Source organism: Vibrio mytili, from assembly GCF_000830505.1.
GTDB lineage: Bacteria > Pseudomonadota > Gammaproteobacteria > Enterobacterales > Vibrionaceae > Vibrio > Vibrio mytili.
The window spans coordinates 76,186-99,988 of sequence record NZ_JXOK01000015.1 but is presented as its reverse complement, the minus strand read 5'-3'; the positions used below and the strand labels follow the sequence as shown (position 1 = coordinate 99,988).

General features: G+C 51.1%; 23 protein-coding genes and 1 pseudogene. 18 read left to right on the top strand and 6 right to left on the bottom strand.

Annotation, left to right across the window (positions count from 1 at the left end; translation table 11 throughout):
• Positions 1-161: 161 nt before the first annotated feature.
• From SU60_RS22880 to SU60_RS06280, 6 genes and pseudogenes are all read left to right on the top strand, one after another.
• A pseudogene (locus tag SU60_RS22880) lies at positions 162-1,189 on the top strand (IS630 family transposase).
• A 442-nt stretch (positions 1,190-1,631) separates the two neighbouring features.
• Positions 1,632-2,477 (top strand): phosphonate ABC transporter ATP-binding protein, encoded by an 846-nt coding sequence (gene phnC / locus SU60_RS06300; protein ID WP_041154772.1) that lies wholly within the window; start codon positions 1,632-1,634, stop codon positions 2,475-2,477.
• Complete coding sequence (gene phnD / locus SU60_RS06295; protein WP_041154771.1) at positions 2,474-3,337, top strand: phosphate/phosphite/phosphonate ABC transporter substrate-binding protein; 864 nt, start codon at positions 2,474-2,476, stop codon at positions 3,335-3,337. The genes phnC and phnD overlap by 4 nt, the downstream gene beginning before the upstream one ends.
• A 3-nt stretch (positions 3,338-3,340) precedes the next feature.
• A complete protein-coding gene (gene phnE, locus SU60_RS06290; RefSeq protein ID WP_425337372.1) occupies positions 3,341-4,177 on the top strand; it encodes a phosphonate ABC transporter, permease protein PhnE in 837 nt (278 codons plus the stop codon).
• 9 nt (positions 4,178-4,186) lie between these two features.
• Complete coding sequence (locus SU60_RS06285; RefSeq protein WP_041154770.1) at positions 4,187-5,197, top strand: phosphonate dehydrogenase; 1,011 nt, start codon at positions 4,187-4,189, stop codon at positions 5,195-5,197.
• Positions 5,191-6,051, top strand: a complete 861-nt coding sequence (locus SU60_RS06280) for a LysR family transcriptional regulator (RefSeq protein WP_011783503.1) — start codon at positions 5,191-5,193, stop codon at positions 6,049-6,051. The genes SU60_RS06285 and SU60_RS06280 overlap by 7 nt, the downstream gene beginning before the upstream one ends.
• Here SU60_RS06280 and SU60_RS21265 read toward each other — a convergent pair.
• The 4 genes from SU60_RS21265 to SU60_RS06265 all read right to left on the bottom strand — a co-directional run bounded on the left by SU60_RS21265 (position 5,966) and on the right by SU60_RS06265 (position 10,952).
• Entirely contained in the window at positions 5,966-6,658 is a 693-nt protein-coding gene (locus SU60_RS21265) for a reverse transcriptase domain-containing protein (RefSeq protein ID WP_084735639.1), read from the bottom strand. The genes SU60_RS06280 and SU60_RS21265 overlap by 86 nt on opposite strands.
• Positions 6,659-7,029: 371 nt before the next feature.
• On the bottom strand, positions 7,030-7,620 hold the full coding sequence (locus tag SU60_RS06275; protein WP_041154769.1) for a DUF6448 family protein: 591 nt from the start codon (positions 7,618-7,620) through the stop codon (positions 7,030-7,032).
• Between the two features lie 204 nt (positions 7,621-7,824).
• Complete coding sequence (locus tag SU60_RS06270) at positions 7,825-8,976, bottom strand: helix-turn-helix domain-containing protein (protein ID WP_041154768.1); 1,152 nt, start codon at positions 8,974-8,976, stop codon at positions 7,825-7,827.
• A complete protein-coding gene (locus SU60_RS06265; RefSeq protein WP_425337371.1) occupies positions 8,967-10,952 on the bottom strand; it encodes a response regulator in 1,986 nt (661 codons plus the stop codon). Before SU60_RS06265 ends, SU60_RS06270 begins: the two co-directional genes overlap by 10 nt.
• A gap of 204 nt (positions 10,953-11,156) precedes the next feature.
• On the opposite strand from SU60_RS06265, the gene SU60_RS22090 reads away from it, so the two are divergent.
• The 11 genes from SU60_RS22090 to SU60_RS06215 all read left to right on the top strand — a co-directional run bounded on the left by SU60_RS22090 (position 11,157) and on the right by SU60_RS06215 (position 22,137).
• On the top strand, positions 11,157-11,969 hold the full coding sequence (locus SU60_RS22090) for a ferric reductase-like transmembrane domain-containing protein (RefSeq protein ID WP_209419670.1): 813 nt from the start codon (positions 11,157-11,159) through the stop codon (positions 11,967-11,969).
• The gene (locus SU60_RS22085) at positions 11,894-12,391 is read left to right on the top strand and encodes a ferredoxin reductase domain-containing protein (protein ID WP_209419678.1); all 498 of its coding nucleotides are present in this window, start codon (positions 11,894-11,896) and stop codon (positions 12,389-12,391) included. The genes SU60_RS22090 and SU60_RS22085 overlap by 76 nt, the downstream gene beginning before the upstream one ends.
• A gap of 111 nt (positions 12,392-12,502) precedes the next feature.
• Positions 12,503-12,883: a PepSY domain-containing protein gene (locus SU60_RS06250; protein ID WP_019677800.1), complete on the top strand. Its 381-nt coding sequence runs from the start codon at positions 12,503-12,505 to the stop codon at positions 12,881-12,883.
• Positions 12,884-12,937: 54 nt separating this feature from the next.
• Positions 12,938-13,411: a DUF2271 domain-containing protein gene (locus SU60_RS06245; RefSeq protein ID WP_011784788.1), complete on the top strand. Its 474-nt coding sequence runs from the start codon at positions 12,938-12,940 to the stop codon at positions 13,409-13,411.
• 22 nt (positions 13,412-13,433) lie between these two features.
• Positions 13,434-15,653, top strand: coding sequence for a PepSY domain-containing protein (locus SU60_RS06240; protein WP_041154766.1), 2,220 nt, complete (start codon positions 13,434-13,436; stop codon positions 15,651-15,653).
• A gap of 75 nt (positions 15,654-15,728) precedes the next feature.
• The gene (locus tag SU60_RS06235; protein ID WP_011784790.1) at positions 15,729-16,481 is read left to right on the top strand and encodes a VIT1/CCC1 transporter family protein; all 753 of its coding nucleotides are present in this window, start codon (positions 15,729-15,731) and stop codon (positions 16,479-16,481) included.
• A 364-nt stretch (positions 16,482-16,845) separates the two neighbouring features.
• Positions 16,846-17,934: an HsdR family type I site-specific deoxyribonuclease gene (locus tag SU60_RS22300; RefSeq protein WP_245228369.1), complete on the top strand. Its 1,089-nt coding sequence runs from the start codon at positions 16,846-16,848 to the stop codon at positions 17,932-17,934.
• Between the two features lie 26 nt (positions 17,935-17,960).
• Positions 17,961-18,845 carry a hypothetical protein gene (locus SU60_RS22295; RefSeq protein ID WP_245228368.1) on the top strand — a complete coding sequence of 295 codons (885 nt, stop codon included), beginning with the start codon at positions 17,961-17,963 and terminating at the stop codon, positions 18,843-18,845.
• Positions 18,845-19,573 carry a M48 family metallopeptidase gene (locus tag SU60_RS06225; protein ID WP_041154765.1) on the top strand — a complete coding sequence of 243 codons (729 nt, stop codon included), beginning with the start codon at positions 18,845-18,847 and terminating at the stop codon, positions 19,571-19,573. The genes SU60_RS22295 and SU60_RS06225 overlap by 1 nt, the downstream gene beginning before the upstream one ends.
• A gap of 589 nt (positions 19,574-20,162) precedes the next feature.
• Positions 20,163-20,945, top strand: coding sequence for a ParA family protein (locus tag SU60_RS06220; RefSeq protein WP_041154764.1), 783 nt, complete (start codon positions 20,163-20,165; stop codon positions 20,943-20,945).
• A gap of 1 nt (position 20,946) precedes the next feature.
• A complete protein-coding gene (locus SU60_RS06215) occupies positions 20,947-22,137 on the top strand; it encodes a ParB/RepB/Spo0J family partition protein (RefSeq protein ID WP_041154763.1) in 1,191 nt (396 codons plus the stop codon).
• A 91-nt stretch (positions 22,138-22,228) separates the two neighbouring features.
• On the opposite strand, the gene SU60_RS06210 is transcribed toward SU60_RS06215, so the two are convergent.
• Both SU60_RS06210 and SU60_RS22290 read right to left on the bottom strand, forming a co-directional pair.
• The gene (locus SU60_RS06210) at positions 22,229-23,272 is read right to left on the bottom strand and encodes an RNA-guided endonuclease InsQ/TnpB family protein (protein ID WP_243750270.1); all 1,044 of its coding nucleotides are present in this window, start codon (positions 23,270-23,272) and stop codon (positions 22,229-22,231) included.
• Complete coding sequence (locus tag SU60_RS22290) at positions 23,226-23,330, bottom strand: helix-turn-helix domain-containing protein (RefSeq protein ID WP_243750269.1); 105 nt, start codon at positions 23,328-23,330, stop codon at positions 23,226-23,228. Before SU60_RS22290 ends, SU60_RS06210 begins: the two co-directional genes overlap by 47 nt.
• Before the next feature lie 129 nt (positions 23,331-23,459).
• On the opposite strand from SU60_RS22290, the gene SU60_RS06205 reads away from it, so the two are divergent.
• The gene (locus tag SU60_RS06205) at positions 23,460-23,732 is read left to right on the top strand and encodes a helix-turn-helix domain-containing protein (protein WP_014386681.1); all 273 of its coding nucleotides are present in this window, start codon (positions 23,460-23,462) and stop codon (positions 23,730-23,732) included.
• The last annotated feature ends 71 nt before the right edge of the window (positions 23,733-23,803 follow it).

Below are 23,803 nucleotides of genomic sequence, written 5' to 3'. Positions count from 1 at the left end.
AAAACGATTCTGAGATTAAATATCCTTTATAAGGGGGTGTGACGCCCAATGGAACGAAAACGCTAACAAAAAATAAAGCCATTTACTAATGGGTTCGAAAGTAAGCGAACATCATTTATAATGTAGGCTCCGTTCGCCAAGCTTATCGGATATTTACACACATGCGCCACGATGACGGTCGTAAACTTGATCACAAAACATTAGAAGCCATTCGCGTTCGCGCCGTTCAACGGGTCATGGATGGCGAGAGTCCAGAAGTCGTCATCAAAGCGCTGGGGATGAGCCGAGCACGAATCTATGAATGGCTGGCTGCCTACCGCGAGGGTGGCTTTGACGCGCTCAAGGCCAAGCAGATTTCCGGTCGTCCCAAGAAACTGAGCGGTGCTCAGATCCGGGAGCTGTATATCTGGATAACGACCTTTACGCCGGACCAGTTGAAGTTTGATTTTGCCCTGTGGACTCGGGGCCGAGTGCGTGAGCTCATCCGGCAAAAGTTCAACGTCCGGTTAAGCGATGTCTCGGTCGGTCGTCTGCTTCGAAACCTGGGGCTGACGCCTCAGAAACCCCTGCATCGGGCCTACCAGCAAAAGCCAGAGGCCGTGAAACAATGGAAAGAAGAGACCTACCCGGAAATTCGCAAGGAAGCAAAAAAAGTCGGCGCCACCATCTATTTCGGCGATGAAGCAGCATTCGGTCTGATTATCACAGTGGCACCACCTGGGCACCCAGGGGTGAAACTCCGATCATCCGTAATACGGGCAGTCGCTTCAGCATCAATCTGATCTCGGCCATCTCGCCTCGCGGCGAGCTTCGCTTTAAGACCATTCAGGGCAACATGAACACCGATGCGTTTCTTGGTTTCCTCAAGGCTCTGGTGCAAGACGTTGACAAGCCGGTTTTCCTGATCCTCGATAACCACCCGGTTCATCATGCTCGTCGGGTTCGAGACTATGTTGAGAGTCTCGACGGCAAGCTCAGGTTGTTCTTCCTGCCGCCGTACTCGCCGGAGCTGAATCCTGACGAGTCTGTTTGGGGCTATATCAAATACCATCACGTCGGTAAAAAGATCATTAACAGCAAAGAACAACTTCGGAGCACTGTTTACCGGCAGCTTCGACGTTTGCAAAAATTGCCACGACTATTGAAATCGTTTTTTGGCCATCCGGATTTGGCTTATATCTCCGGGTAATGTTCGCTTACTTTATTTCGAATTAGTAAGTGCAAGGCTGTCCTTGCCCACCCTTAAGGCCACACCTTGAATTGCTGCCCGTTTCCAGATCCACCCCACCATAGTCAGCACCTGGAAGCGCGACCTATTGGAGAGCGCGTCCGACCTCCTCGAAGGCAAGAGTATAGTCGGTAAGCAATTCGATGAACTCAGCACGGACGAACTGTACCGTGAGATTCGCCGACTGACGGTGGAACGCAATTTTTGTTGCTTAAGCTCCTGGGTGGCTCGTTCCACTTTGGCTGAGCTCCATGTATTTCACAGAGCCCTTCGGAAAATCCTTGCGAACCAAAAGCACTTCATCAAACTGTCACATCAGTGACACGACGTTGTCATCTCTCAGCTTTATCGTTCAATTGTAACTCGCAATACGGCGAGCTTATTTATTGCAAAAGGTGATACTGTGGCCCCAACTCAATCAACCAATGTGATGCTTCGAGTCGAGAGTATGGGCGTAACCTACCCGGGAAACGTCCTCGCGCTCAAACCCACCAACGTTCACTTTCACAAGGGCGAATTCACCGTGCTACTGGGACTTTCAGGCGCGGGTAAATCCACTCTGCTTCGTTCACTGAATCACCTGGTTAAGCCCACAACCGGGAAGGTTGTGTCTGGCGAGTTTGGTGAACTGACCAACCGTAGAATCCTGCGACAGCACCGCAGCCGCACCGCCATGGTGTTCCAGCATCACCAGCTGATCGAACGATACACCGTGTTACAGAATGTGCTGACAGGCAGACTTGCGTATCACGGTACTTGGCGAAGCCTGCTTCCCCTGCCCCGGCAGGACCTGGAGTTGGCTCTGCAATGCCTCGACCGCGTAGGTCTGGCTGACAAAGCGCTTTCCCGAGTAGATCAGTTGTCCGGCGGCCAGCAGCAGCGGGTTGGAATCGCCAGAGCATTGGTGCAGCAACCATCCATGATTCTTGCCGATGAGCCCGTTGCCAGCCTGGATCCGGCCACTTCTGAAAAGGTACTCGGCCTACTGCGCGATATTTGTCAGGAAGATGGAATCACCGCGGTTATTTCCTTGCACCAATTGGAATACGCCCAGCGTTTTGCAGACCGGATCATCGGCCTTTCGAACGCTCATATCGTTTTTGACGATGCTCCTGAAAACCTGAAATCGAAACACCTGGACGAGATTTACCACCGTTCACCCAGCGTGGTAGCTGCGGAAGGCAAACCAGCCATCCATAAACCTAAGACCACCCCGATAACGACAGACGTACTGGAGATAGCACAATGAAGACAATGATTCACTCTTTGCTGGCTCTGATAATGATGCTCGGCATCCATTGGTCAGCCCATGCCGCAGATACAGACCCTGATCTTTTGAAAGTTGCCTTGCTGCCGGATGAGAACGCGTCAGAACTGATCAAGCGAAACCAACCTTTGAAGGATTACCTGGAAACCACTCTTGGTAAGGAAGTAGAACTGATTGTTACCACCGATTACTCCTCCATGATCGAAGCCATGCGTTTTGGCCGAATTGACCTGGCTTACTTTGGTCCGTTGTCCTATGTGATGGCCAAGAGTAAGAGTGACATTGAACCCTTTGCCGCCATGGTGGTAGACGGGAAGCCGACTTATCGCTCCATCATTATTGCCAATGCGGACTCTGGCGTTGGCTCCTTCGCGGATATCAAAGGCAAGAAAATGGCCTACGGTGACCGCGCATCCACTTCCAGCCACCTGATCCCCAAGACCGTACTCCTTGAGAAGGCAGAGCTCGAAGCCGGAAAGGACTATGAGGCTCATTTCGTCGGTAGCCATGACGCTGTTGCGGTTAACGTCGCCAATGGCAATGCCGACGCCGGAGGGTTGTCCGAAGTTATCTTCGAGCATGTGATGGACAGCGGTTTGATTGATCGGAGCAAGGTCAAAGTGCTGGGCTACAGCGGTGACTTTCCTCAATACCCCTGGGCCATGCGTTCGAACCTGGCCCCTGAGCTGAAGAGCAACATTCAGAAAGCCTTTCTGCAGATCGATGACCCGGAGATTCTCGACAACCTGAAGGCTGAGGGATTCGCGGCAATTACCGACGAAGATTACGATGTCATCCGCGCTATGGGTGGCCTGCTCAATCTTGATTTCGCAAAAATGTGAGGAGTGCCCCATGAACTATACAACGAAGGAACCGGCGACTCTGTCGCGGCCCCGTCGGCCTCCGTGCTGGATGAGCACGCGAAAGGCTGGCGGAAAAAACTCGGACAGTCGCTGTTAGTGCTGCTCATCATTTTTGTCGCAAGTTGGCACGTAGGGCTGCTCAATTTCAATACACTTGCCAATGGCGTGCCAGCCATAGGCACACTCATTGGCGAATCTCTTCCACCTGACTTCACCAATGTGGCCAGCTGGGTGTCGCCGTTAATCGACACGCTTGCGATGAGCATTGCCGGTACTGCCATTGCAGTAACCTTGTCTGTGCCACTGGCATTCCTGGCTGCGCGCAACACCTCTCCACATCCGGTGGTGTTCCAAGTAACTCGAACCCTTTTAAACGGTTTGCGTTCAGTCCCGGAACTAATCATGGGCATCATCTTCGTGGCTGCTGTTGGTTTTGGGGCGTTGCCTGGCGTACTGGCGCTCGGTCTTCACTCCATTGGCATGGTTGGAAAGTTTTTTGCCGAAGCGATTGAGCATGTAGATGAGGCGCCAGTGGAAGCGGCCGATGCTGCCGGCGCTACTCGCTTGCAGGTGCTCTATCACGCCGTGCTGCCACAAGTACTTCCTCAATTCGCGGACGTGTCCATTTATCGCTGGGAATACAATTTCCGTGCCTCGACCGTAATGGGCATGGTGGGTGCCGGTGGTATTGGCTTCGAATTGATGGGCTCGCTGAGAATCATGCAGTATCAGGAAGTCAGCGCCATTCTCATTGTCATCTTGTTGATGGTCACCGTCGTGGACAGTCTCAGTGGCCGCCTTCGTAAGAAATTCAAATAAGGACCGTCTATGAAACCCAAGATTGTGATAACCCATAAGATCCATGACAGTGTTCTGGATGAACTTGCCCAAGATTGCGAGCTGGTCACCAACCAATCCGGCGCCACGTTGCCCCAGGAGGAAGTGGCTGCGCGCGTTGCAGACGCTGATGCGATGATGGCGTTCATGCCAGACCGAGTTGGAGTGGAGTTCCTACAGGGGTGTCCGCGCTTGAAGGTGATTGGTGCAGCCCTGAAAGGCTATGACAACTTTGATGTGGATGCCTGCACGCGTCATGGGGTTTGGCTGACATTTGTACCGGATTTGCTAACCGTGCCTACTGCAGAGCTAGCGGTCGGGCTGACGATCAGTCTCACCCGACAAGTCAAGGCGGCGGACCACTTCGTTCGATCCGGTGAATTTACTGGCTGGACACCACGCTTCTATGGGCAGGGGATCGAAGGCTCACGGATTGGTATTGTGGGTATGGGGGCCATCGGCCAAGCGGTGGCGCAGCGCCTGAACGGATGGGGAGCGGATTTAATCTATTCCCAGCCGGAACGTTTACCCGTGCAGCATGAGCAGGCACTGGGTTTGTCCCATACTCCCCTCAAGATGCTGCTGGCCCAGTCAGATATTGTGATCCTGGCACTGGCGCTCAATGAGCAAACCCTCCACACCATTAATCGCGAAACGCTAACAGGAATGAAACCGGGCGCATTCCTTATCAATCCCTGCCGTGGATCTGTGGTGGATGAGGGTAGTGTTCTGCAAGCGCTTCAATCCGGTCAGTTGGGGGGGTACGCCGCTGATGTGTTTGAGATGGAAGATTGGGCGAGAGAAGATCGTCCGAGGGAGATCGCCCAGGGGCTCAGGGCCCACCCCAACACGCTGTTTACTGCTCACATCGGATCGGCAGTCAGCCAGGTGCGTCTGGCTATCGAGCAACGCGCTGCTCGGAACATTCTGCAAGTGCTTCGGGGTGAGCGGCCGGGTGATGCGATCAATGATCCCAGTGGCCGCGAGAGCGGCCCATGCTGAATCTTGTCTGGCTGAAGAGTTTCGTGGCGGTGCTGGACCACAACGGGTTTCAGGCCGCAGCCCGCCAGTTGGACATCGCACAACCCACACTGTCCCAGCACCTTCAAAAACTCGAAAACCAACTTGGCGTTTTATTGGTCCACAGGGGGCGCTCTGGCTGTGAGCCAACCCGGGCTGCCTTAACCTTGTTGCCTTTTGCCCGAAGTCTGCTCCGGCTGGAGGAGCAGGCGAGATCTTCCATTATGGAGGCTCGACTTCGCGTTGGGGCGAGCTCCAATATTGGGATTTATATGCTCCAGCCCTACATCCGTCGTTACAAGGAGCTGGGCGTAGGGCCCGAGGTGGATGTGGTAATAGATTCCAATCCGACTATTGCACGGCATTTATCGGACGGTGAGCTGGACGTGGCGATTATGGAGTGGTGGCATGATCTACCCGGATTCCATGCTCAGGCGTGGCGTAACGAGCCCGTTGTTCTAATCGTTCCGCCTGGTCACCCGTTAGCCCGTCGAACCGATATCGACCGCGATACGCTGTCTAACATGGCTCTGATCGGCGGCGAACCCGGCACCGGCACTGGCCGGCTTTTGGCGACCTACTTCGGTGAGCATGGGCCATTTCCGACGGTATCTATGCAGCTGGGTAGCACCGAAGCCGTCAAGCAAGCGGTTAAGGTCGGACTTGGCGCATCGTTGGTGCTTGAAAGTTCTGTACGGGAGGAGGTCCAAAATGGAAGTCTGGTGGCTATTCCCGTGAGTGAGCCTGGCCTTAGCAAGGAGCTGATGGTGATTTATCCGAGCAGCCTGGACAAACACAGGCCAGTATACTCGTTTGTTGGGCATCTCTGTGAATAGCTATTGGGTCCACCTCACGCATATCTAGCTGGGAATGCAGATACTGAGCCTCACGCTCACTTCGACAACGCAGTATTCCGTCATCTGCATATCGGCAGAATGGGATATCCGGATGACGAACGGTCAGCCAACGATCCAATGCATAATGCCGAAACAGGTTTGCCAGAACTGGCGATAACGGGCCACCTTGTGGTGTGCCAACGTTCCGTCGTTCCTGCTTACCATCTTTCGTCTGCATCGGTGCCGTTAGCCAGCGCCTCACATACAGCAGCACCCAGGATTCAGAGCAATGGTGGTCAAGGGCCTTGAGCAATAGCTCATGATCAATATGATCAAACAAGCCACGGATGTCATACTCCAGCACCCAGTCCCTTTCCCAGCACCGCTTTCGCGTGATCGCAAGCGCATCATGCGGGGATTTCCCGCGCCGATACCCGTACGAGTCCACATGAAAGACAGGTTCCAGGATAGGTTCCAGCGTCATAGTAACCACAGTTTGCGCTATACGATCGCTAACCGTGGGTACCCCGAGCAATCTTTCTCCTCCACTTTTCTTCGGAATTGGAACTGCTTTGACGGACGGTGGGAAATAGCTGCCGGACGACATCCGATTCCAAATTAGATAGAGGTTCTTACTTAAGTCTCGATCAAAGTCCTGAATCGTCTGGCCATCTACACCGGCCGCACCTCGATTTGATTTAACGCGCTGATACGCCTTCCATACCTGGCGCTTGGAATTTTTTTCTCTAATTGCGGAAATACCGAAATTAGATAAAACACAGCACGCCCCTCAGTTAGTAATATGGCTGCCCGATATCCCGGAATGATTATGAAGCGGAGATTGGTGTTGGCTTCATTTATGTTTTTTGATGCGCCTTAATAGAATGATGGTACCAATTCAGCCGAAGGCGAAACTGGAAATGAATACAACGGCAAAGCAGGCCGTCAGCCTGCTTTGCGTCTGCGTGAAGATAGGAATTAGTGCCCCTGGTGCCCCTGCCCTCCAGCAGCGCCATGCACGCCCTCTATATAGTGCATGTAATTGACGTAGTCAGCGACAAAGGCACGCCCCTTATCGCCGCTTTGATCAGCCATGGCCCTTGCACGCTGAGCCTCATGATAACGCTCACGAATACCGTTCTCGATCTTGCGGGTTATATTTGCCACGAGGCGATCAATTTGCCCGTTTTCCAACGCCGCATCCGCCGCCATTAAACCCGGATCAATCTGTCCGGAAGGCTTGATGCCGGTAAAGGGTGCGCCTTCGGAGGCACGATGCACCTCAACGAGCGTCGAGAACAGATGCTGATCGGCAATGTTTTTCGCAGTTTCGCTTTGCCCGCGGACTTGGCGCACATCGGCGAATACCCTTTTGATTTCGGCCTCATCCTTTGCCGGCACCCATTTGAGCAAGGGCTTAACATTGCCTGACTCCAGTGCCGCACGGGCTTCGGTAATCACGGGACCGTCCAGAGCATCACAATGAGCTTGGGCGCTACCGGCAAACATCAGGCTGAAGATTGCTGCGGCCACTGCGGGAACAGCAGTTTTGCGTAATTTGGTTTTCATACATGACCTCTTCATATTGCGTTGAGCTTCACGAGCACCGGGTTTGGTGACGCTTGGCAATCAGAGTACGGAAGGCAGGCCAAAGAAGCGTTCGCAAGTACGAAACCGAACCGATTCCATGGTTTAGAAATAAAAATAAACAATTCAGTTAGTTAGAGATTTCAGTATCGGGTGGGAGCGTACTCGAACGTCTGATTGCCAGGTTCAGGATGGAGGCTCGGGGCGAATATCGCCCTGCAGGGTTCGTCGGCGATATTCACTGGGGGTAAATCCTGTCTCTTTCTTGAAAGCAGTATTGAATACGGACTTCGAGTTGAAGCCAGAGTCATACATGATCTGCAGAATATTTGCCTGATTGGCTGCATCGGCCAGGCGCGATTTCGCCTCGTCGATGCGATAGCGACTGACGAACTCAAAGAAATTGCAGCCAAAGCCTTGGTTAATGGCCCGTGAAACCTCTCTTGAAGGGGCGCCCAATTTCCGTGAAAGTTGTTCCAGGGTCAGGTTGGGGTGCAAGTGGGGCTTTTCCTGGTGCATTAACTGTTGGAGCCTGACCTTTAAAGTTTGATCAAACTGCGGCGTGGGCTCTTCTTCCAGCAAGGCGGCCTGGTCTGCTGCCAATCCAGAGAAAACAACGGGTTGGCGAAGAGAGTTTATCATCAGAAAATTGATGAAAATGAAGCCCGTTACAGCGCCAGCGCCGGCCACCCACTCGGTTCCGGGCACGCTTCTAAACACATGCGCTGTAAGGCAGTACATCATGCTCACGGTCCAAGCCACTGCATAGCCGATCAGAAGCGTCCGTAACCACGCAAGTTGTTTGTTTTCAATACTCGAGAAAATCTGTCGAATACCAAGGCCGAAACGGTTAATCGCACGAATAGTCGCGTACAGGTAGCCCAGAAAGACCGCGTGAATAGCGACTGCAAGAAGGGGAGAGGTAAGTACGCCCGGGTGGTCCCGTTCAAGCAGAATCTGAACTTTGGTCTCGCTTGGCTGTAAATAATATTCAATCAGAAAAATTGCGCCGACCACCCAGAAGAGCAACGTGTGCACGAGATGCTTCCCGCGTAACTGGAAATTCTGATACATCAGCGATTGCGCATATAGATAGAGCGTGCCGGCTTGTAGAAGTCCGATGAGTGTTCCGAGGTAGGCGAAGTTTGGGTACTGGAGCGCAAGCCCGCTGCCATAGAGGAAGATCTCTCCCAGCCCGGCGGCGAAGAACACCAGAGTGGCAACCAGGAGTCGGTTAGATATGAGCCCACTGTTGGATGGAAGTAGGAGAAAAACGGCAAGAGCCAGCGATTGAATGATGCTCGTCAGCAGCACAATGTCGGTGAGTGTCAGATACATACCAGATTCAGCTCCGCTTCAAAACCATCCTGCCGTCCTGTTGCCGGCGATCTGAGATGCAGGGTCATGCCGGCACCTTTAGCAATCGCATCGGCAATCGCGAGGCCCAGGCCAGAACCTGCAGCGTCCGTTTTGGCGCGTGCAAACCGGTTTCTTAAAAGAGCGAGCTGTTCCGGTGGCACTCTTGCACCGCCATTGCAGACCCTTAAAACCCCATTATCGTTCAGGTTGATCTTCACCGGCTCGCTACGGGAACCATGCTTAAGGGCATTCTCGATCAGGTTACGCACCAGGATGGCGAAGGCATCGGGATCAAGAAAGGAGTTCACTTCGCGCTCCGGCAGGGATAAAACAACTCGCCCGGGTGCCTGGGCCTCAAAATCCCGGGCAATCATCGCGAGGATGGGCACAAGATCCTGCTGGCTTTGTGAGAGTGCACCGCCACCTTCTGCTTTTGCCAACTCGAGCAGTTTTCCGGACAGCACCGAGAGACTGCGTAACGCTTCTTCAATTTCTGCAACATCATTCTTGAGATAATCATCGGGCATTCTGGTTTTCAGTCGCTGCACTTTGGCAAGCGCTGTTGCCAGGGGAGTTCGCAGTTCATGGGCACTGTTGGCGGTAAAGCTGCGTTCTGATTCGAGAGCACGATGCAAACGCTCAAGCAGCCGGTTGATGGCACCGGCGATTGGTTCAAATTCACGGGGTAACTGCTCTTCTACAACAGGGGACAGATCTCCCGCGCCGCGGGATTCAATGTCTTGCTGAAAATCGACCACCTTACGAAGGGAAAGCCGGACAATCCACCAGACACCCAACAGGCTGACCGGAATCAGCACCAGTAAAGGCAACAGTAAGGCTAATCCCGCCTCCAGAGCGGATTCACGCCGGTGCGCCAAGGGTTCGGCCACTTCAAGATAGATGGTATAGCTGACTGCAGATACGCCATATAGCCGGTGGGTCAGAGTATCTGAAAACCCTTCCGCGGGGGTCCTGCTAAACACGCCAGGGTCGGCATCGTGGGACTGGAGCAGAATATTTCCAGCTTCGTCCCGTACCAGATAGGTCAGGTATTCGTCATGGTCTTTCAGGGCTGGGGCCTTTTGATTGCCCGCGCCGTTCTCACGGTTCAGGATGTCGGTGACCGCCAGTGGCAGTATGCGCTGGGCGGTTTCTTCCAGGGCACTGTCGAAGACCTCGTTCATTTCATGCTGTGCCACCAGTCCCGAAGCGGTCACGCCCAACAGCCAGAGTAGGGTGACACCGAGTGTCAGGCCGATACCGAGTGTTTTTTGCAGGCTGGTTCTAGTGGTCATGTGTTTCCAGGCGATAGCCATTCCCCTGACGGTTACGATAGCGTCCCGCCCGAGCTTTTTACGCAGACGGCTGACATAAACTTCGATGGTGTTACTTTCGATTTCGGCCCCGAAAGCGTATAGACGATCCTCCAGTTGCGATCGCGATAACAGCATTCCGGGTCGCTGGATAAAGCCCTCAAACAATGCCCACTCCCGTGCCGTAAGTTCTACCGGCAGGCCGTTGCGACTGATGCGGTGATCGCCAAGATCAATCATCAGCTCGCCCACTTGTATAATCGGGCTTGGATTGCCGCGATATCGGCGAGCCACCGCGGCCACGCGGGCCGACAGCTCCGAAAGATCAAAGGGTTTGACCAGGTAGTCGTCAGCACCGGCATTTAATCCTTCAATCCGGTCAGACACCTGATCCTTGGCAGTAAGAATGATCACCGGTGTTGTTTTTCCGGTAGCCCGGAGTGTTCGCAAAAAGCCCAAGCCATGACCGTCGGGGAGCATCAGGTCCAGCAGAATCAGGTCGTAGGGTGTGTCCTGACACTCGCCTCGGCAAAGCCCAGCGTTTGCACCCAGTCCACAGCGTGGCCGTCGTCCGCAATCTGATCCCGGACCGCCTCGCCCAATCCCACCGTATCCTCCACCAAAAGTACCCGCATCGTTCACCTCTGACCCAGCCCTGGAATCAAGATACTACAGCTCAAACCTGACAGCCAGCTGAATGGTCAATAACGCTTCGATCTCTCTTCACCGACCTTCAGCTGGCTGTCAGGTTTGGGCGCTAGCCTTCGGGGGAATATTCCAGGTACCGATCGCAGGAGATGTGATGATGCGGATGATTTTTCCTTTCGTTGTGTTGGTTTTGGGCCTATGGGCTGGAACCTCTTTGCAGGTCCTGGGGCCGGTTCTCCCTGGGCAGTCTATGACCAGAGCCTGCTGCTCAGTGGGCTGTTATCCATTGCTCTGATGTCACTGACCATGATGCTGGCTCTGCGCCCAGCCTGGTTGGAGAGACCGCTGGGCGGGTTGGATCAGATCTATCGCACCCACAAATGGGCGGGCATTCTGGCAGTGGTATTCGCGGCAGCTCATTGGCTGATTGAAATGGGTGACGATGTTATAGAGTCGATTTTCGGAAAGGCCGGCAGGCTGCACGATCAGGATTATTCCGGGTTCATCGACACCATGCGCGATGCTGCGGAAGAGGTAGGGGAGTTCGCCGTCTATCTGCTGTTCGCCATGCTGTTGATCACTTTGTGGCGCAAGTTTCCCTACAAATACTGGCGTTATTTGCATCGCGGCATGCCGGTGCTTTATCTGTTGCTCGCTTTCCACGCGGCGTGGCTGACTCCGCTGCAATGGTGGCAGCAGCCAATCGGACTACTGATGGCCATTTTGCTCTTTGGCGGGAGCATCGCCAGCGGGCTATCTCTGACCGGCAGAGTTGGTCGTCGTCGCCAGGTTCGCGGTATGGTCACCGCGATCAAAACTCCAGACCGGGACGTCACCGAAGTTACCTGCCACATGGGGCCGGCATGGCCCGGTCACCGTGCGGGGCAATTCGCCTTTGTGACCTTCGACCGGATTGAGGGTGCGCACCGTTCACCATCGCCAGTGCGGATCGGGAAAATGGCACTGTTACCTTCCTCATCAAATCCCTCGGAGACTTTACCCGCAATCTGAGCCAGAAAATCAGCGTGGGGCAAACCGTAAATATAGAAGGCCCTTACGGCTGTTTTAACTTCGATCGCCGCAACCGCAAATCCCACCAGATCTGGATAGCCGGTGGCATCGGGATCACGCCGTTTCTGGCCTGGCTCGAAGCTCTAAGCAGCGCCACCGACGCCACCGTGCCTGAAGCCGATCTGCATTACTGCACGCGCAACGCCGGCCAGGATTCCATGGTGGATCGACTTCGGGCGCTTTGCGATGGCTTTCCCGGGATACATCTCGAGATTCATGACAGCAGCAAGGGGCAGGGGTTGTCTGCCGAGACGTTGTCTACCAACGGACGCTCGGCAGCAGGCGCAGAGGTCTGGTTCTGCGGCCCGGCAGGCTGGGGGAAGCCATTAGAAACGGCTTGCGGGCAGCACCCTTCCGCCTGACTCGCTTCCATAAAGAAGCTTTTCAGTTCCGCTGAAATGGCCTCGTTTGTTCAGGTCGTTGTCAGGTTAGCGCCTTAGAGTGGATTTAACACAACCAGCAGGAGAGACACCATGAAGACCAAACCCATTATTCTGAGCCTGTCTTTGTTACTTCTGAGCGGCACCGCACTGGCCGATGACGACTGCGATGATCCGGTGGCGAGTTGGCAGCCCCGTGAAAATCTGCGTGAAAAGCTGGAAGCCGAAGGCTGGACAGTTCACCGAATAAAGGTTGACGACGGTTGTTATGAAGTCCGGGGCCTCGATGCCGATGGGGTCAGGGCAGAAGCCTCTTTCGCGCCCGCTTCATTGACCATGATGAAATGGGAGCGTGAAGACAGTGACGATGAGGAGAGGGACCGCGGCAACAGGAAAAATGGACAGGACAATCCCAAAAGTCAGGCGCCACGCAACGGCATCGTCAAGGGGCGTCCCACGGTTACCGTTGAGTAACTGAGCGAATTTGCCCTGTTCCTTTAACGTTCATCAGGTTTTTGGAGACCATTTATGAAAACGTTTGTTCTCACTTGCAGCCTTTTCGCCGCCTTGGCTTTACCGGTATTCGCCCAGGCCCGTGACGTGACCTTCACTACGGAACTACAGAATTACGGTGGCGATGGAGCCTATCTGGCTCTGTATCTTACCGATGCCGCCGGAGAGTATCAGGGTACCCTTTGGGTTTCCGGGAAGAAATCTAAATACTACAAACACCTGGGAGGCTGGGCCCGGGGCAGTGGGCTTGATCCTGCAGAGTATGACGGCTTGACTGGCGCCAGTGTTACCAGTGGCCGCACGCTGAAAGTGACTCTGAACCTCGATGATTCGCTGATCGACAACGGCTATGAGGTTCGAGTCGACTCTGCTGTTGAAGATATGCGCGATATCAGAGCCGATGTGATAGCCCCCCTGACCACCGAAGGGTCCGGAAAGCCGGTTTCAGGACGTGGTTACGTGCGCGCTCTGACCTACGAGCTTCAATAATTCACCAGGAGCATCGACTATTATGTTGCGCAAGTTCCACAGTTTACCGGGTTTGCTTGCAGGCGTGTTCCTGATCGTTCTCTCGGTCACGGGAGCTGTGTTGGCTTTGGCTCCGACGCTGGATAGAGTGTCAGCGGTCATTCCGGCTTCCGGTGAAGTCAGTATTGCCGAGCTGGCAGACCGGGTCGTTGCTCACTATCCCGGGACTGAGCAGATCGTGCGAGAGCCTTCTGGCAAGGTCATTGTCTATTACAGCCGTGACGGCCAGGCCGGTGCGGATCTGGTGAATCCGGTAACAGGTGAGGGCACCGCACCCTACGAACCTTCCGCATTTTTTGGCTGGGTCAAGGACCTGCACCGTGCGTTTATGCTGGATGATGCCGGTAGAGCGCTGGCCGGCGTATTAGCTGCTTTGATGGTACTTCTGTGTCTTTCGGGAATATTGTTGATAGCCCGGCGTACCGGGGGTTGGAAGAATATACTAAGACCGCTTTCCGGCTCAGGCGGGAAACGAATCCATGCCGAGCTGGCCCGGTTTGCCGTGCTCGGCCTACTGTTATCCGCACTGACCGGTAGCTATATGTCGGCACAGCGCTTTGGTTTGCTGCCGGAAGCGCCTGACACAGGGCCAGGGTTTCCGGCTGAGGTCTCGGGCGGGCAACCATCGCCTGTGGGCACCTTAAAAGCGCTAGGCAATTTCGATCTTGGCGAACTCCGGGAACTGGTGTTTCCCTATCCCGGTGATCCGCAGGACGTCTATTCGCTGTCAACCGCCGGCGGCTCCGGATTCGTGGACCAGGCTACGGGCGAGTTGCTGCAGTTCCAGCCGCGCTCTGACAGCGGCGTATTGCAGGACTGGATTGTACGTTTGCACACCGGTGAAGGCCTATGGTGGCTTGGCCTGATTCTTGGCGCTGCGGCACTGACTGTGCCAGCTCTCTCGATAACAGGTGCAACCATCTGGTGGCAGCGTCGCCGGTCTTCAGGGCAGCTTCCTGACAACGCCGATGCCGCTCAGGCGGATACAATTATTCTGGTCGGCTCCGAAGGTAATGCCACCTGGGGATTTGCCCAGGAACTCCATAGCAGCCTGAATAAGGCCGGTTTCCGCGTGCATTGCAGCGAGATGAATGCCCTGGCTAAGCAGTATCCGCAGGCTTCCAGGCTGTTCGTGCTGACTTCGACATACGGTGATGGTGATGCACCCGCATCGGCCCGGCAGTTTATGGCCAGGCTCAAAGAATTCCGGGCTGAGAAGAACCTGCGATACACGGTACTGGGTTTTGGTGACCGGCAGTTTCCGAACTTCTGTCAGTTTGCCTTGTCGGTGGATGCTGCGCTCGCCGGTAAAGGCGTCAGCCGTTTGCACGCCATTGAACTGATTGATCGGTGTTCTGCCTCGCAATTCAGTGAGTGGGGAAACCGGGTTGGTGAGGTTATCGGTACTCCGCTTTTCTTGAACTACTGTGCATTGCAGCCAGCAACGGTCAAACTGGAACTGGTAGAAAGGGCGGATTACGGGATTGCGGTTCAGGCGCCCACCAGTATCTTCCGGTTCAAACCGGCGGAGCAGGGCGGATGGCTAACGGCTTCTCCAAGAAGATTTAAAGCGCTGCCACCGTTCGAGGCGGGAGACCTTTTGGGGGTTATTCCCCCACACGGTCAACCCCCGCGGTTCTACTCGCTCGCGTCCTCGGCAAATGACGAAATTGTTGAGATATGCGTCCGTAAGCAGGCCGGCGGTCTTTGCTCCGGTTATTTGCATGACCTCAAGCCGGGTGATTGTATCGATGGCTTCATCCGCCCCAATCCAGGCTTTCGGCCAGCTACCGGTAACCGACCAGTGATTCTTGTCGGTGCAGGTGCCGGGATTGGTCCGTTAACCGGTTTCATCAGAAACAATACCAGTTGCAACCCTATGTATCTGTACTGGGGCGGTCGCGATGCCAGGTCAGATTTTCTCTACCAACCTGAGCTTGGGCGCTATCTTGAGGATCATCGACTGAGCGGGCTGAACACAGCCTTCTCAAGAACAGACGAGCGCGCCTACGTGCAGGATAAGCTCAAACAGGATGAATTAGCCGTGCGACAGATGGTTAACACCGGTGCGCAGATACTGGTCTGTGGTGGCCGGGATATGGCGGCGGCTGTGCGGCAGGTTATAGAAGACATTCTCAAACCCTTGCACATCGATATTGAAACTCTGAGAGGCCAGGGACGTTATCTTGAAGATGTATATTGACAGATAAAGTGACAAGGTCGAACTGAGCCTATAATCCCAAAGCACCAAATCGCGTCCTGAACAGGAAGCTGAAAGATGCCATCCACAGAAAATGAAAGACTGCTCAGCGAGCACCAGCCTAATGCCGTTCGTGCACGGCTTGCTGGTCCCGTTAAGGCCTCGACGCTACCAGATGCTGTGCTTGGCGGCATCGATGGCTGCGTTACAACGTTTGCGGTTGTATCGGGTGCGTTCGGCGCAGGTTTCTCGCCACAGGTTGCGTTGGTACTCGGCTTTGCAAACCTGATTGCAGACGGCTTCAGCATGGCGGTAAGTAATTACGAAGCGGGCCAGGCGCAGTTGAATCAGATCAAATTTGCTGAACGCACAGAACGTGAACATATCCGTGCTGTGCCAGAAGGTGAACGTGAGGAAATTCGCCAGCTGTTTCAGGCGAAGGGATTCGACGGCGAATTGCTGGAGCAAGTAGTGGAGGCTATCAGTCGTAATCCCGATGTGTGGGTAGCAACCATGTTGCGAGAAGAGTACGGACTCTCGGGTGCCGGACTCAGCCCACGCCGAGCCGCGTTGACTACCTTCGCCGCATTTTTGTCGGTTGGTGCTTTACCTTTACTGCCTTATGCCATCCCGGGTATGGAGAGTCAGATTCAGTTCCTGACGAGTCTTGGTTTGGCAGGCGTCGTCTTCTTGGGTATCGGAATGCTTAAAAGTATCGTCTATGGCTTACCAGCAATGCGATCAGGACTCCGGACTTTGATCATGGGTACGGCCGCAGCGGGGCTGGCGTTTGCTACTGGGCATTTTGCGCAGGGGTTATTGGGGGGTTAGTTCTTCAGCGGTGAATAGACAATTTAACATAATATTCCCCTAAGAGCTGATATTCATTCGCGTACCCGCTATTGGAATTAACGGCGGATTTCTCGCTCTGTTCGCCCAATGAGTGTAGTTGCAGAATTGAATTTTTAAAGCACAACTCATGCTGAAATGAAAATTATTTAGCAAGGGCCAGTCGTCGACTAATTACTGCGCAACTTTATGAATTGTGGAAAAAATGGTGTCGATATCATTGATGCCAAAGGCTTAGCGTACAATTTTTTCCGTTTCGTGAACTGACCCCCGAAACGGTGAAGAGCCAACTGAAAGCGAAAAAAACGAGACTACTGATGAGTTTCTCAAGGACTTAAAAGGTGCTTTGCCAGATGATTTTAGTGCAAAGGGTAACTTGTTTGTGTTGGTGGATGAGTGTCATCGAACCCAGTCTGGAAAGCTTCATGAGGCGATGAAAGCAATTTTACCTGAGGCCATGTTTATTGGTTTTACAGGTACGCCACTGATGAAAAAGGACAAGAAAAAGTCTCTAGAGGTATTTGGTCCTTATATTCATACCTACAAATTTGATGAGGCGGTGAGCGATGGTGTGGTGCTAGATTTACGTTATGAAGCCCGCGATATTGATCAGCACTTAACATCGAATAAAGGGGTGGATACTTGGTTTGATACCAACACTCAGGGGCTCTCGAACCTCGCTAAGATACAACTCAAAGAGAAATGGGGCACGATGCAGAAGGTCCTCTCGAGCAAATCGAGGCTTGAACGTATTGTGATGGATATTTGGCTGGATATGAAGCGAAAGCCTGCACTGCTCTCTGGTCGAGGCAATGCTATGTTGGTTTGTGCCAGTGTTCATCAAGCTTGTGTTGTATTCGATCTATTTAGCAAAACTGATCTTGCGGGTAAATGTGCGATTGTCACCAGTTACCAACCGACGGCAAGCTCGAGCAAAGGCGAAGAGTCTGGCGAGGGTCAAACAGAAAAGCTGTTTAAATATGAAACCTACCGCAAAATGCTTGCAGATTACTTTGAGCAAAGTGAAGAGGAAGCGGCAAAACGGGTTGAAGAGTTTGAGCTGAAAGTGAAAGAGCGCTTTATTAAAGAGCCTGGTCAAATGCGTTTGTTGATCGTCGTTGACAAACTATTAACAGGGTTTGACGCACCATCGGCTACCTACCTTTACATCGATAAAAAAATGGCCGACCACAATTTATTTCAGGCAATCTGTCGTGTAAATAGGCTGGATGGGGACGATAAAGACTATGGCTATATTGTTGATTATAAAGATCTGTTCCGTTCTCTGGATAAAGCGATTAAAGACTATACCGCCGAGGCTTTTGACGGCTATGACGATGAAGATGTAGCGGGTCTTTTAAAAGACCGACTCAAGGAAGCAAGAACTGACTTAGATAATGCACTAGAAGTGGCGCGAGCCTCTGTGAGCCAGTGAAAGCCCCTAGGGATACTCAAGCCTTCATGCACTATTTTGTTGGTGAGTCGGGTGCTGAATCAACCAATGAAGATGAGCGAAGTGAAAAGGAAGCACTGCGATTAACCCTATACCAAGCGGTCGCAAAGCTTATCCGCTCCTATACCAATCTAGCCAACGAAATGGCGCAAGCGGGCTATACCGCTGAGGAAGCACAAAGTATCAAACAAGAAGTCGCCTATTTTGAAAAAGTTAGGGATGAAGTGAAGTTGAGTAGCGGCGACTTACTGGAAATGAAGCGCTTTGAGCCCGCGATGCGTCAATTGCTCGACATGTATATTCGTGCAGATGACAGTGAAACTCTGATGGACTTTGAAGAGTTTGGGTTGATCGATTTAGTGGTAAATAATGGCGGTAAGGGGTTGGATTCATTGCCTGAAGACATTCGTAAAAACGAAGAGGCAATGGCAGAAGCTATAGAGAACAACGTTCGCAAGACGATTGTCGATGAAAACCCAGTAAACCCTAAATACTTTGAAAGTATGGCGACGCTGCTTGATGAGCTGATTAAGCAGAGACGTGAACAAGTCATTAGCTATCAAGAGTATTTAGAGAAAATACGAGCATTAGCCAAAAAAGTCGTCAACCCGACAAGTAACACAGCCTACAATTATCCAGATTCCGTTGATACTCTTGCAAAACAAGCGCTATATGACAATTTTGGTAATGATGAGGTGCTCACTACACAAGTCGATACAGCTGTTCGGTTGAACAAAGAGGCTGATTGGCTTGGTGATACTTTCAAAGAGCGCAAAATTGAAAATGCCATTCTAGAGGCCACTAAAGATTTTGGGATGGACGATGATGATGCAATTGATGAACAGTTGGACCGTATGATGGATATCATCAAGGCGCAAAGAGAATACCATTGATGGCTACGACCGACAGTTTTGAGGTAACCATTGCTGGTATTGAGCTCACCGTTAACCGTAAAGCGATAACCAACATTCACTTAAGCGTATTGCCACCCAATGGCGCGGTGAGACTGTCCGTGCCTGTCGCAACAAGTGATCAAGCCATTCGCTTAGCTGTGATTAATAAGCTTGCATGGATCAAGCAGCAACAAGCGGATTTTGCAAGTCAGCGTCGTCAATCCGTTAGGGAAATGATCAGTGGTGAGAGTCACTACCTTTGGGGGCAACGTTATTTGCTGAGAGTTGTAGAAGCACCAGGTAAACATCACGTTGCGGTAAAAAGTAATCGTATTGAGCTTGGTGTTGCGAGTAAAACTACAACAGAGAATCGTTTAAAGTTGCTTAATGAGTTTTATCGGTCTGAAATCAAAGCCTCATTGTCTACGCTTTTACCTTTGTGGCAAGAAAAATTGGGGGTTGAAGCCAATGATGTGGGCATCAAGAAAATGAAAACCAAGTGGGGTAGCTGTAATAGCACAGACAAACGTATCTGGCTGAACCTTGAGCTAGCTAAAAAGCCGCCAGAGTGCTTGGAGTTCATTCTAGTTCATGAGCTTACCCATCTATTAGAACGTCACCACAACGACCGTTTCCGAGCGCTGATGGATGAGCATTTACAAGATTGGCGCGAACGGAGAAGTTTGCTCAATAGCTTACCGCTGGCGTATGAAGACTGGAGTTATTAGGCAAAACATAATTTCTAAGCTCTCAAAATTGACTACTTGTGCATAAGTAATCAATTTTTGTAGGTAGTTAGATTTTAATAGAGTGATAACTCTAACCAATAATTGTCCAAAAGTTTGCTAGAGATTGAGCAGCCTTTGTCATTTCCACAGTGCTTCTGGTAACAATGCACCTTAAAAATGATCAAACTTTAACTTTTGCATCCTGTCGCTGATATTGAACTAGCAAGGGAGTATTACGTCAGGTCTAGACGCCCAGTAATTCCACAGATCCCAGTAGCTATTGAGGATTTGGCTGACAATAATCCAATACAGAACCAAGAAAATAAAGAAGACTTGCTAACCGAAAAAAAACAAGCGCAAGGTAATATTGGATTGAGACAGGATGCACATTGTTCTGTCGATACAGCTCACCTAAACATTGATGATTTTTCTCGCGGCCCTTTGAGGCCGTTTTTTATCTGTAATTGTTATGTTAGTACCACGATATGACATTGCAGTATCATAAAGTGAGTGTTAGAATCTTTCACATGTGAAAGTGCCGATGTTTCGTCACTAGGAATCTCATTTGCAATCGGAGAGCGAGGTAAACATGGCAAAAGCTATCGCCTATGCCAATCAGAAGGGAGGCGTGGGTAAAAGTACTATCTGTATCCAGCAAGCCTTCGATTTGGCAGAAAAAAAGAAAAAAGTCCTGGTACTGGATTTCGATGGTCAGGGTAATACATCTTCACGTTTGGCTCCTCGTGTGGAGTTGGAAGATGGCAGCTACGAGCCAGTATATAGCGGTACTAAAGTAGCTGAATTGTTCCTTGATAACTGCTCAAGCATTCAAGTAACGGAGTGTCCATGTGGTGTTGATTTGATTTACACGCCCAAAAACGATCCGGATTTGTTTGAGATGGAGGCAGTGCCATTGGAACAAGCAATGAACCCAGCTCGACATTTAAAAGAACTAATCAAAGACTATGATTACGTGTTGATTGATTGCCCACCGAGTCTTGGACGTAAGCTGGTTGCTGCACTGATGATTGCGACGCATGTTGTATGTCCTGTAAAACTATCTGGCTTTGCGGTTGATGGTGTAGAGGGCTTGCTGACGACCATTATCGGTGTTCAGCAACAGCACAATCAAAACTTAGAAATCCTGGGCATTGTCATCAACGATATGGATCGTTCAGTGAACCACAACAAATCGTTTACTGAGCTGAAAAAAGCTATCCCAGAGTTGATCTTTAGTAACATTATTCAACACCGTCCACCGCTTGATTCTGCAACTACAGATGGAGTTCCAGTATGGTCTCTTCGCTATGGTCATGTAGCAGCAAAAGAAGTGCGAGCGGTGCTGGACGAGATTGTAGAGAAGGTAGGTTAAGATGAAACTAAATAACCTAAAAAACCTCAACCAGTTAGCTCAAGCCGCCCAAAAAAAGCAGCCAGATGGTAAGGTAATTCTGACGGTTCCTGTTGATGAAGTTATTTCAAAAGAACAGGTTCGTAAACGGTTCCGTAATATCGAGGAACTGGGTGATTCAATTTTGGAAGAAGGCCAGCAATCCGCGATTGTGGTCTACCCGAAAAATGAAGACGGCAAATATGTCATTCAAAAAGGCGAACGTCGCTGGAGAGCATGTAAAGCCAAAGATATTCCAACAATTGACATCGTTGTTAACGAAAAAGAACAAACGGACTTGGACGAAACAGCGGGAGAATTGATAGAGAATATTCAGCGCGATGATTTGACTGCACTTGAAATTGCTAATGCTTTACAAGTATTCATTGATAAAGGGTGGCAGCAAAAAGACGTTGCAAAACGTATCGGTAAGAACACAATTTTTGTTTCAACGCACCTTTCATTATTAAAAATGCCTGACTGCGTTCGAGAATTATACGATAATGACATTACAGCTGATACGGAAACACTCAATAACTTACGTTTGCTATTCGAACTGAATGAAGAGCGATGCCGGGCTGTCTGTGCCGTTGCTATGAGTGATGGCATGACACGTAAGCAAAGTCGTGAGTTGTTGAATGATGCAAAACGTATCAAGAATGGTGATGAACCAACTTCAAATGAAGATGGTGCAGTAACCAATAACTCTGAGCAGGATAATAATTCGAATTCTGACTCAGAATTGGGTGAAGAGAAGGGTGGCAACTTTACACAAAGTGATATGGAAAGTTCTGATGATACAACGGGTGATAATGTTGTTCATCAAGCTACGGGAGAGGAATTTACTTCTGATGATGCTTCATCTCAAGGCGATACAAACGCGCCGGGTGATAAGCAGGTTGATGAAAGTGATGATTCAACCGATGATGCCGAAGAAGAAGGCATTGAACCTCCTCTTGCAAAAGGTAAAGACTGGAAAGGGGCTGACCCAGGTAAGTTAGTCATCACCGTTAACATTATCGGTGAGAGTGAAAATAAGCGTGGTGTACTGATGACAGATCGTATTGCTACTGAACCAAATGTGGTTTGGGTTAAGACTCTTGTTGGTGAGAAAAAGGAAGTAAAGCCAATTAAAGTAGCGGTGACTGACATCGAGCTCGTAAGCGTTGAGTAAGGTAAGTATGGATTGACTGCTCCCCTCCCTAGAAGGGGATTCTTGTTTCAAGGCGTTATGCCCGAAGTTCATTAGAACAATCGGGACTTACTTACGCTCCACAAGCTAACACCGCTTGCCCAGCGGCTTTGATATTAATAGCGGCATTGGTATCACGGTCTAAGCGCGCTTCACACGCTGGACAAGTCCAATGCCTTATATGTAACGGTAGAGAATCAACTACGTGACCACAGCAATTACAACGCTTACTAGACGGATACCACTTGTCAATCTGGACAAGTGTTCTGCCGCGCCATTCTGCTTTGTACTCAAGCTGCCTAACCATTTCGCCCCAATTGGCGTCACCAATGGCCTTAGCAAGTCGCGGATTCTTGACCATGTTTTTAACGCTCAAACTCTCACAGCTAATCACTTGGTTTTCGTTTATCAACGTAGTGGTGAGTTTGTGGGTAAAGTCGCGGCGGCAGTCGGCAATCTTCGCCTGAATGCGAGCAACTTTGATTCTGGCTTTGTGGAAGTTGGCAGTTCCTTTCTTCTTCTTGGAAAGGCGGCGTTGCGCCTGAGCCAATTTCTTCTCGTACTTTGCAGTATGGCGGGGATTGCCAGATTTAAACCCGTCAGCGGTAATCACAAGGTCGGTCAAACCCAAATCAATACCCGTTGTCTTTTTGGTAACAGGCAGTGGTTTAGGCTCGAAGCGGCACAGCATAGACACGAAGTAGCGGCCTGCACTGTCTTTCGAGATAGTGACGGTAGTTGGTTCGCTAGGAAGTTCACGCGACCAGCGAATATCAAGCGGCTGTTTGGACTTGGCAATGTAGATATTGCCATCTTTGAACTTAAACGCCGACTTCGTGAATTCTGCGCTTTGCTTGCTGCGCTTCTTCTTAAAGGCTGGATACTTCGCCCTTCCTTCAAAGAAGTTCTTAAACGCAGTTTGTTGATGGCGCAAAGATTGTTGGAGCGGTACACACGACACGCTGTTAAGCCATTCAAACTCAGTTTGCTTCTTGAGTTCGGTCAGCTTAGAGCTTGCCGTGTTGTAGTTAACCTTTTTGCTTTCGTTGTAGAAAGCGTCGGTACGCCATTTAAGGATCGCGTTGTAAACGAAACGCACAGCCGAAAGTCTGCGCAAGCAATTGAGCCTGTTCAGTCGTTGGGTAAAAGCGTTGTTTAATAGCGATCTCTTTCATAGTTCACAAGAATACAGTTGTTTTTGTGAAAGTAAATATTAACATTAACCAATCGGGTAGTTTTTGCTCCTTCGGAGCAACCTCTATCCCTCCTCGCCCTAGAAGGACGGGGTTTCTCGCGGGATTTAGATGAAGTTATCTCAGGATATGAGTCGCAAGTTTGAACTGGTAAATGCGCTGTCTAAGTTAGATAAGCCCAGCTTGCACGATCTCCATTCAGAGACCAAGATTCCTGAGTCCACTATTAAACGCCAACTGGCGATGCTTCGTGATGAGTTTGATATGAAAATTATATTCATCCGTGAATCGAGGGGAGAGCGAGGAGCTACAGGCTACTATATGATAACGGACTGGGGTATTTTGGACCGAGAGAAGTTCATCTTGCGGCACGGAAAGCTCTGATTGTAATATCCAACCTCAAATTAGCCCTGGCATTGCGCCGGGGCTTTTTTATGCCTGTAGACTTTTAAAAC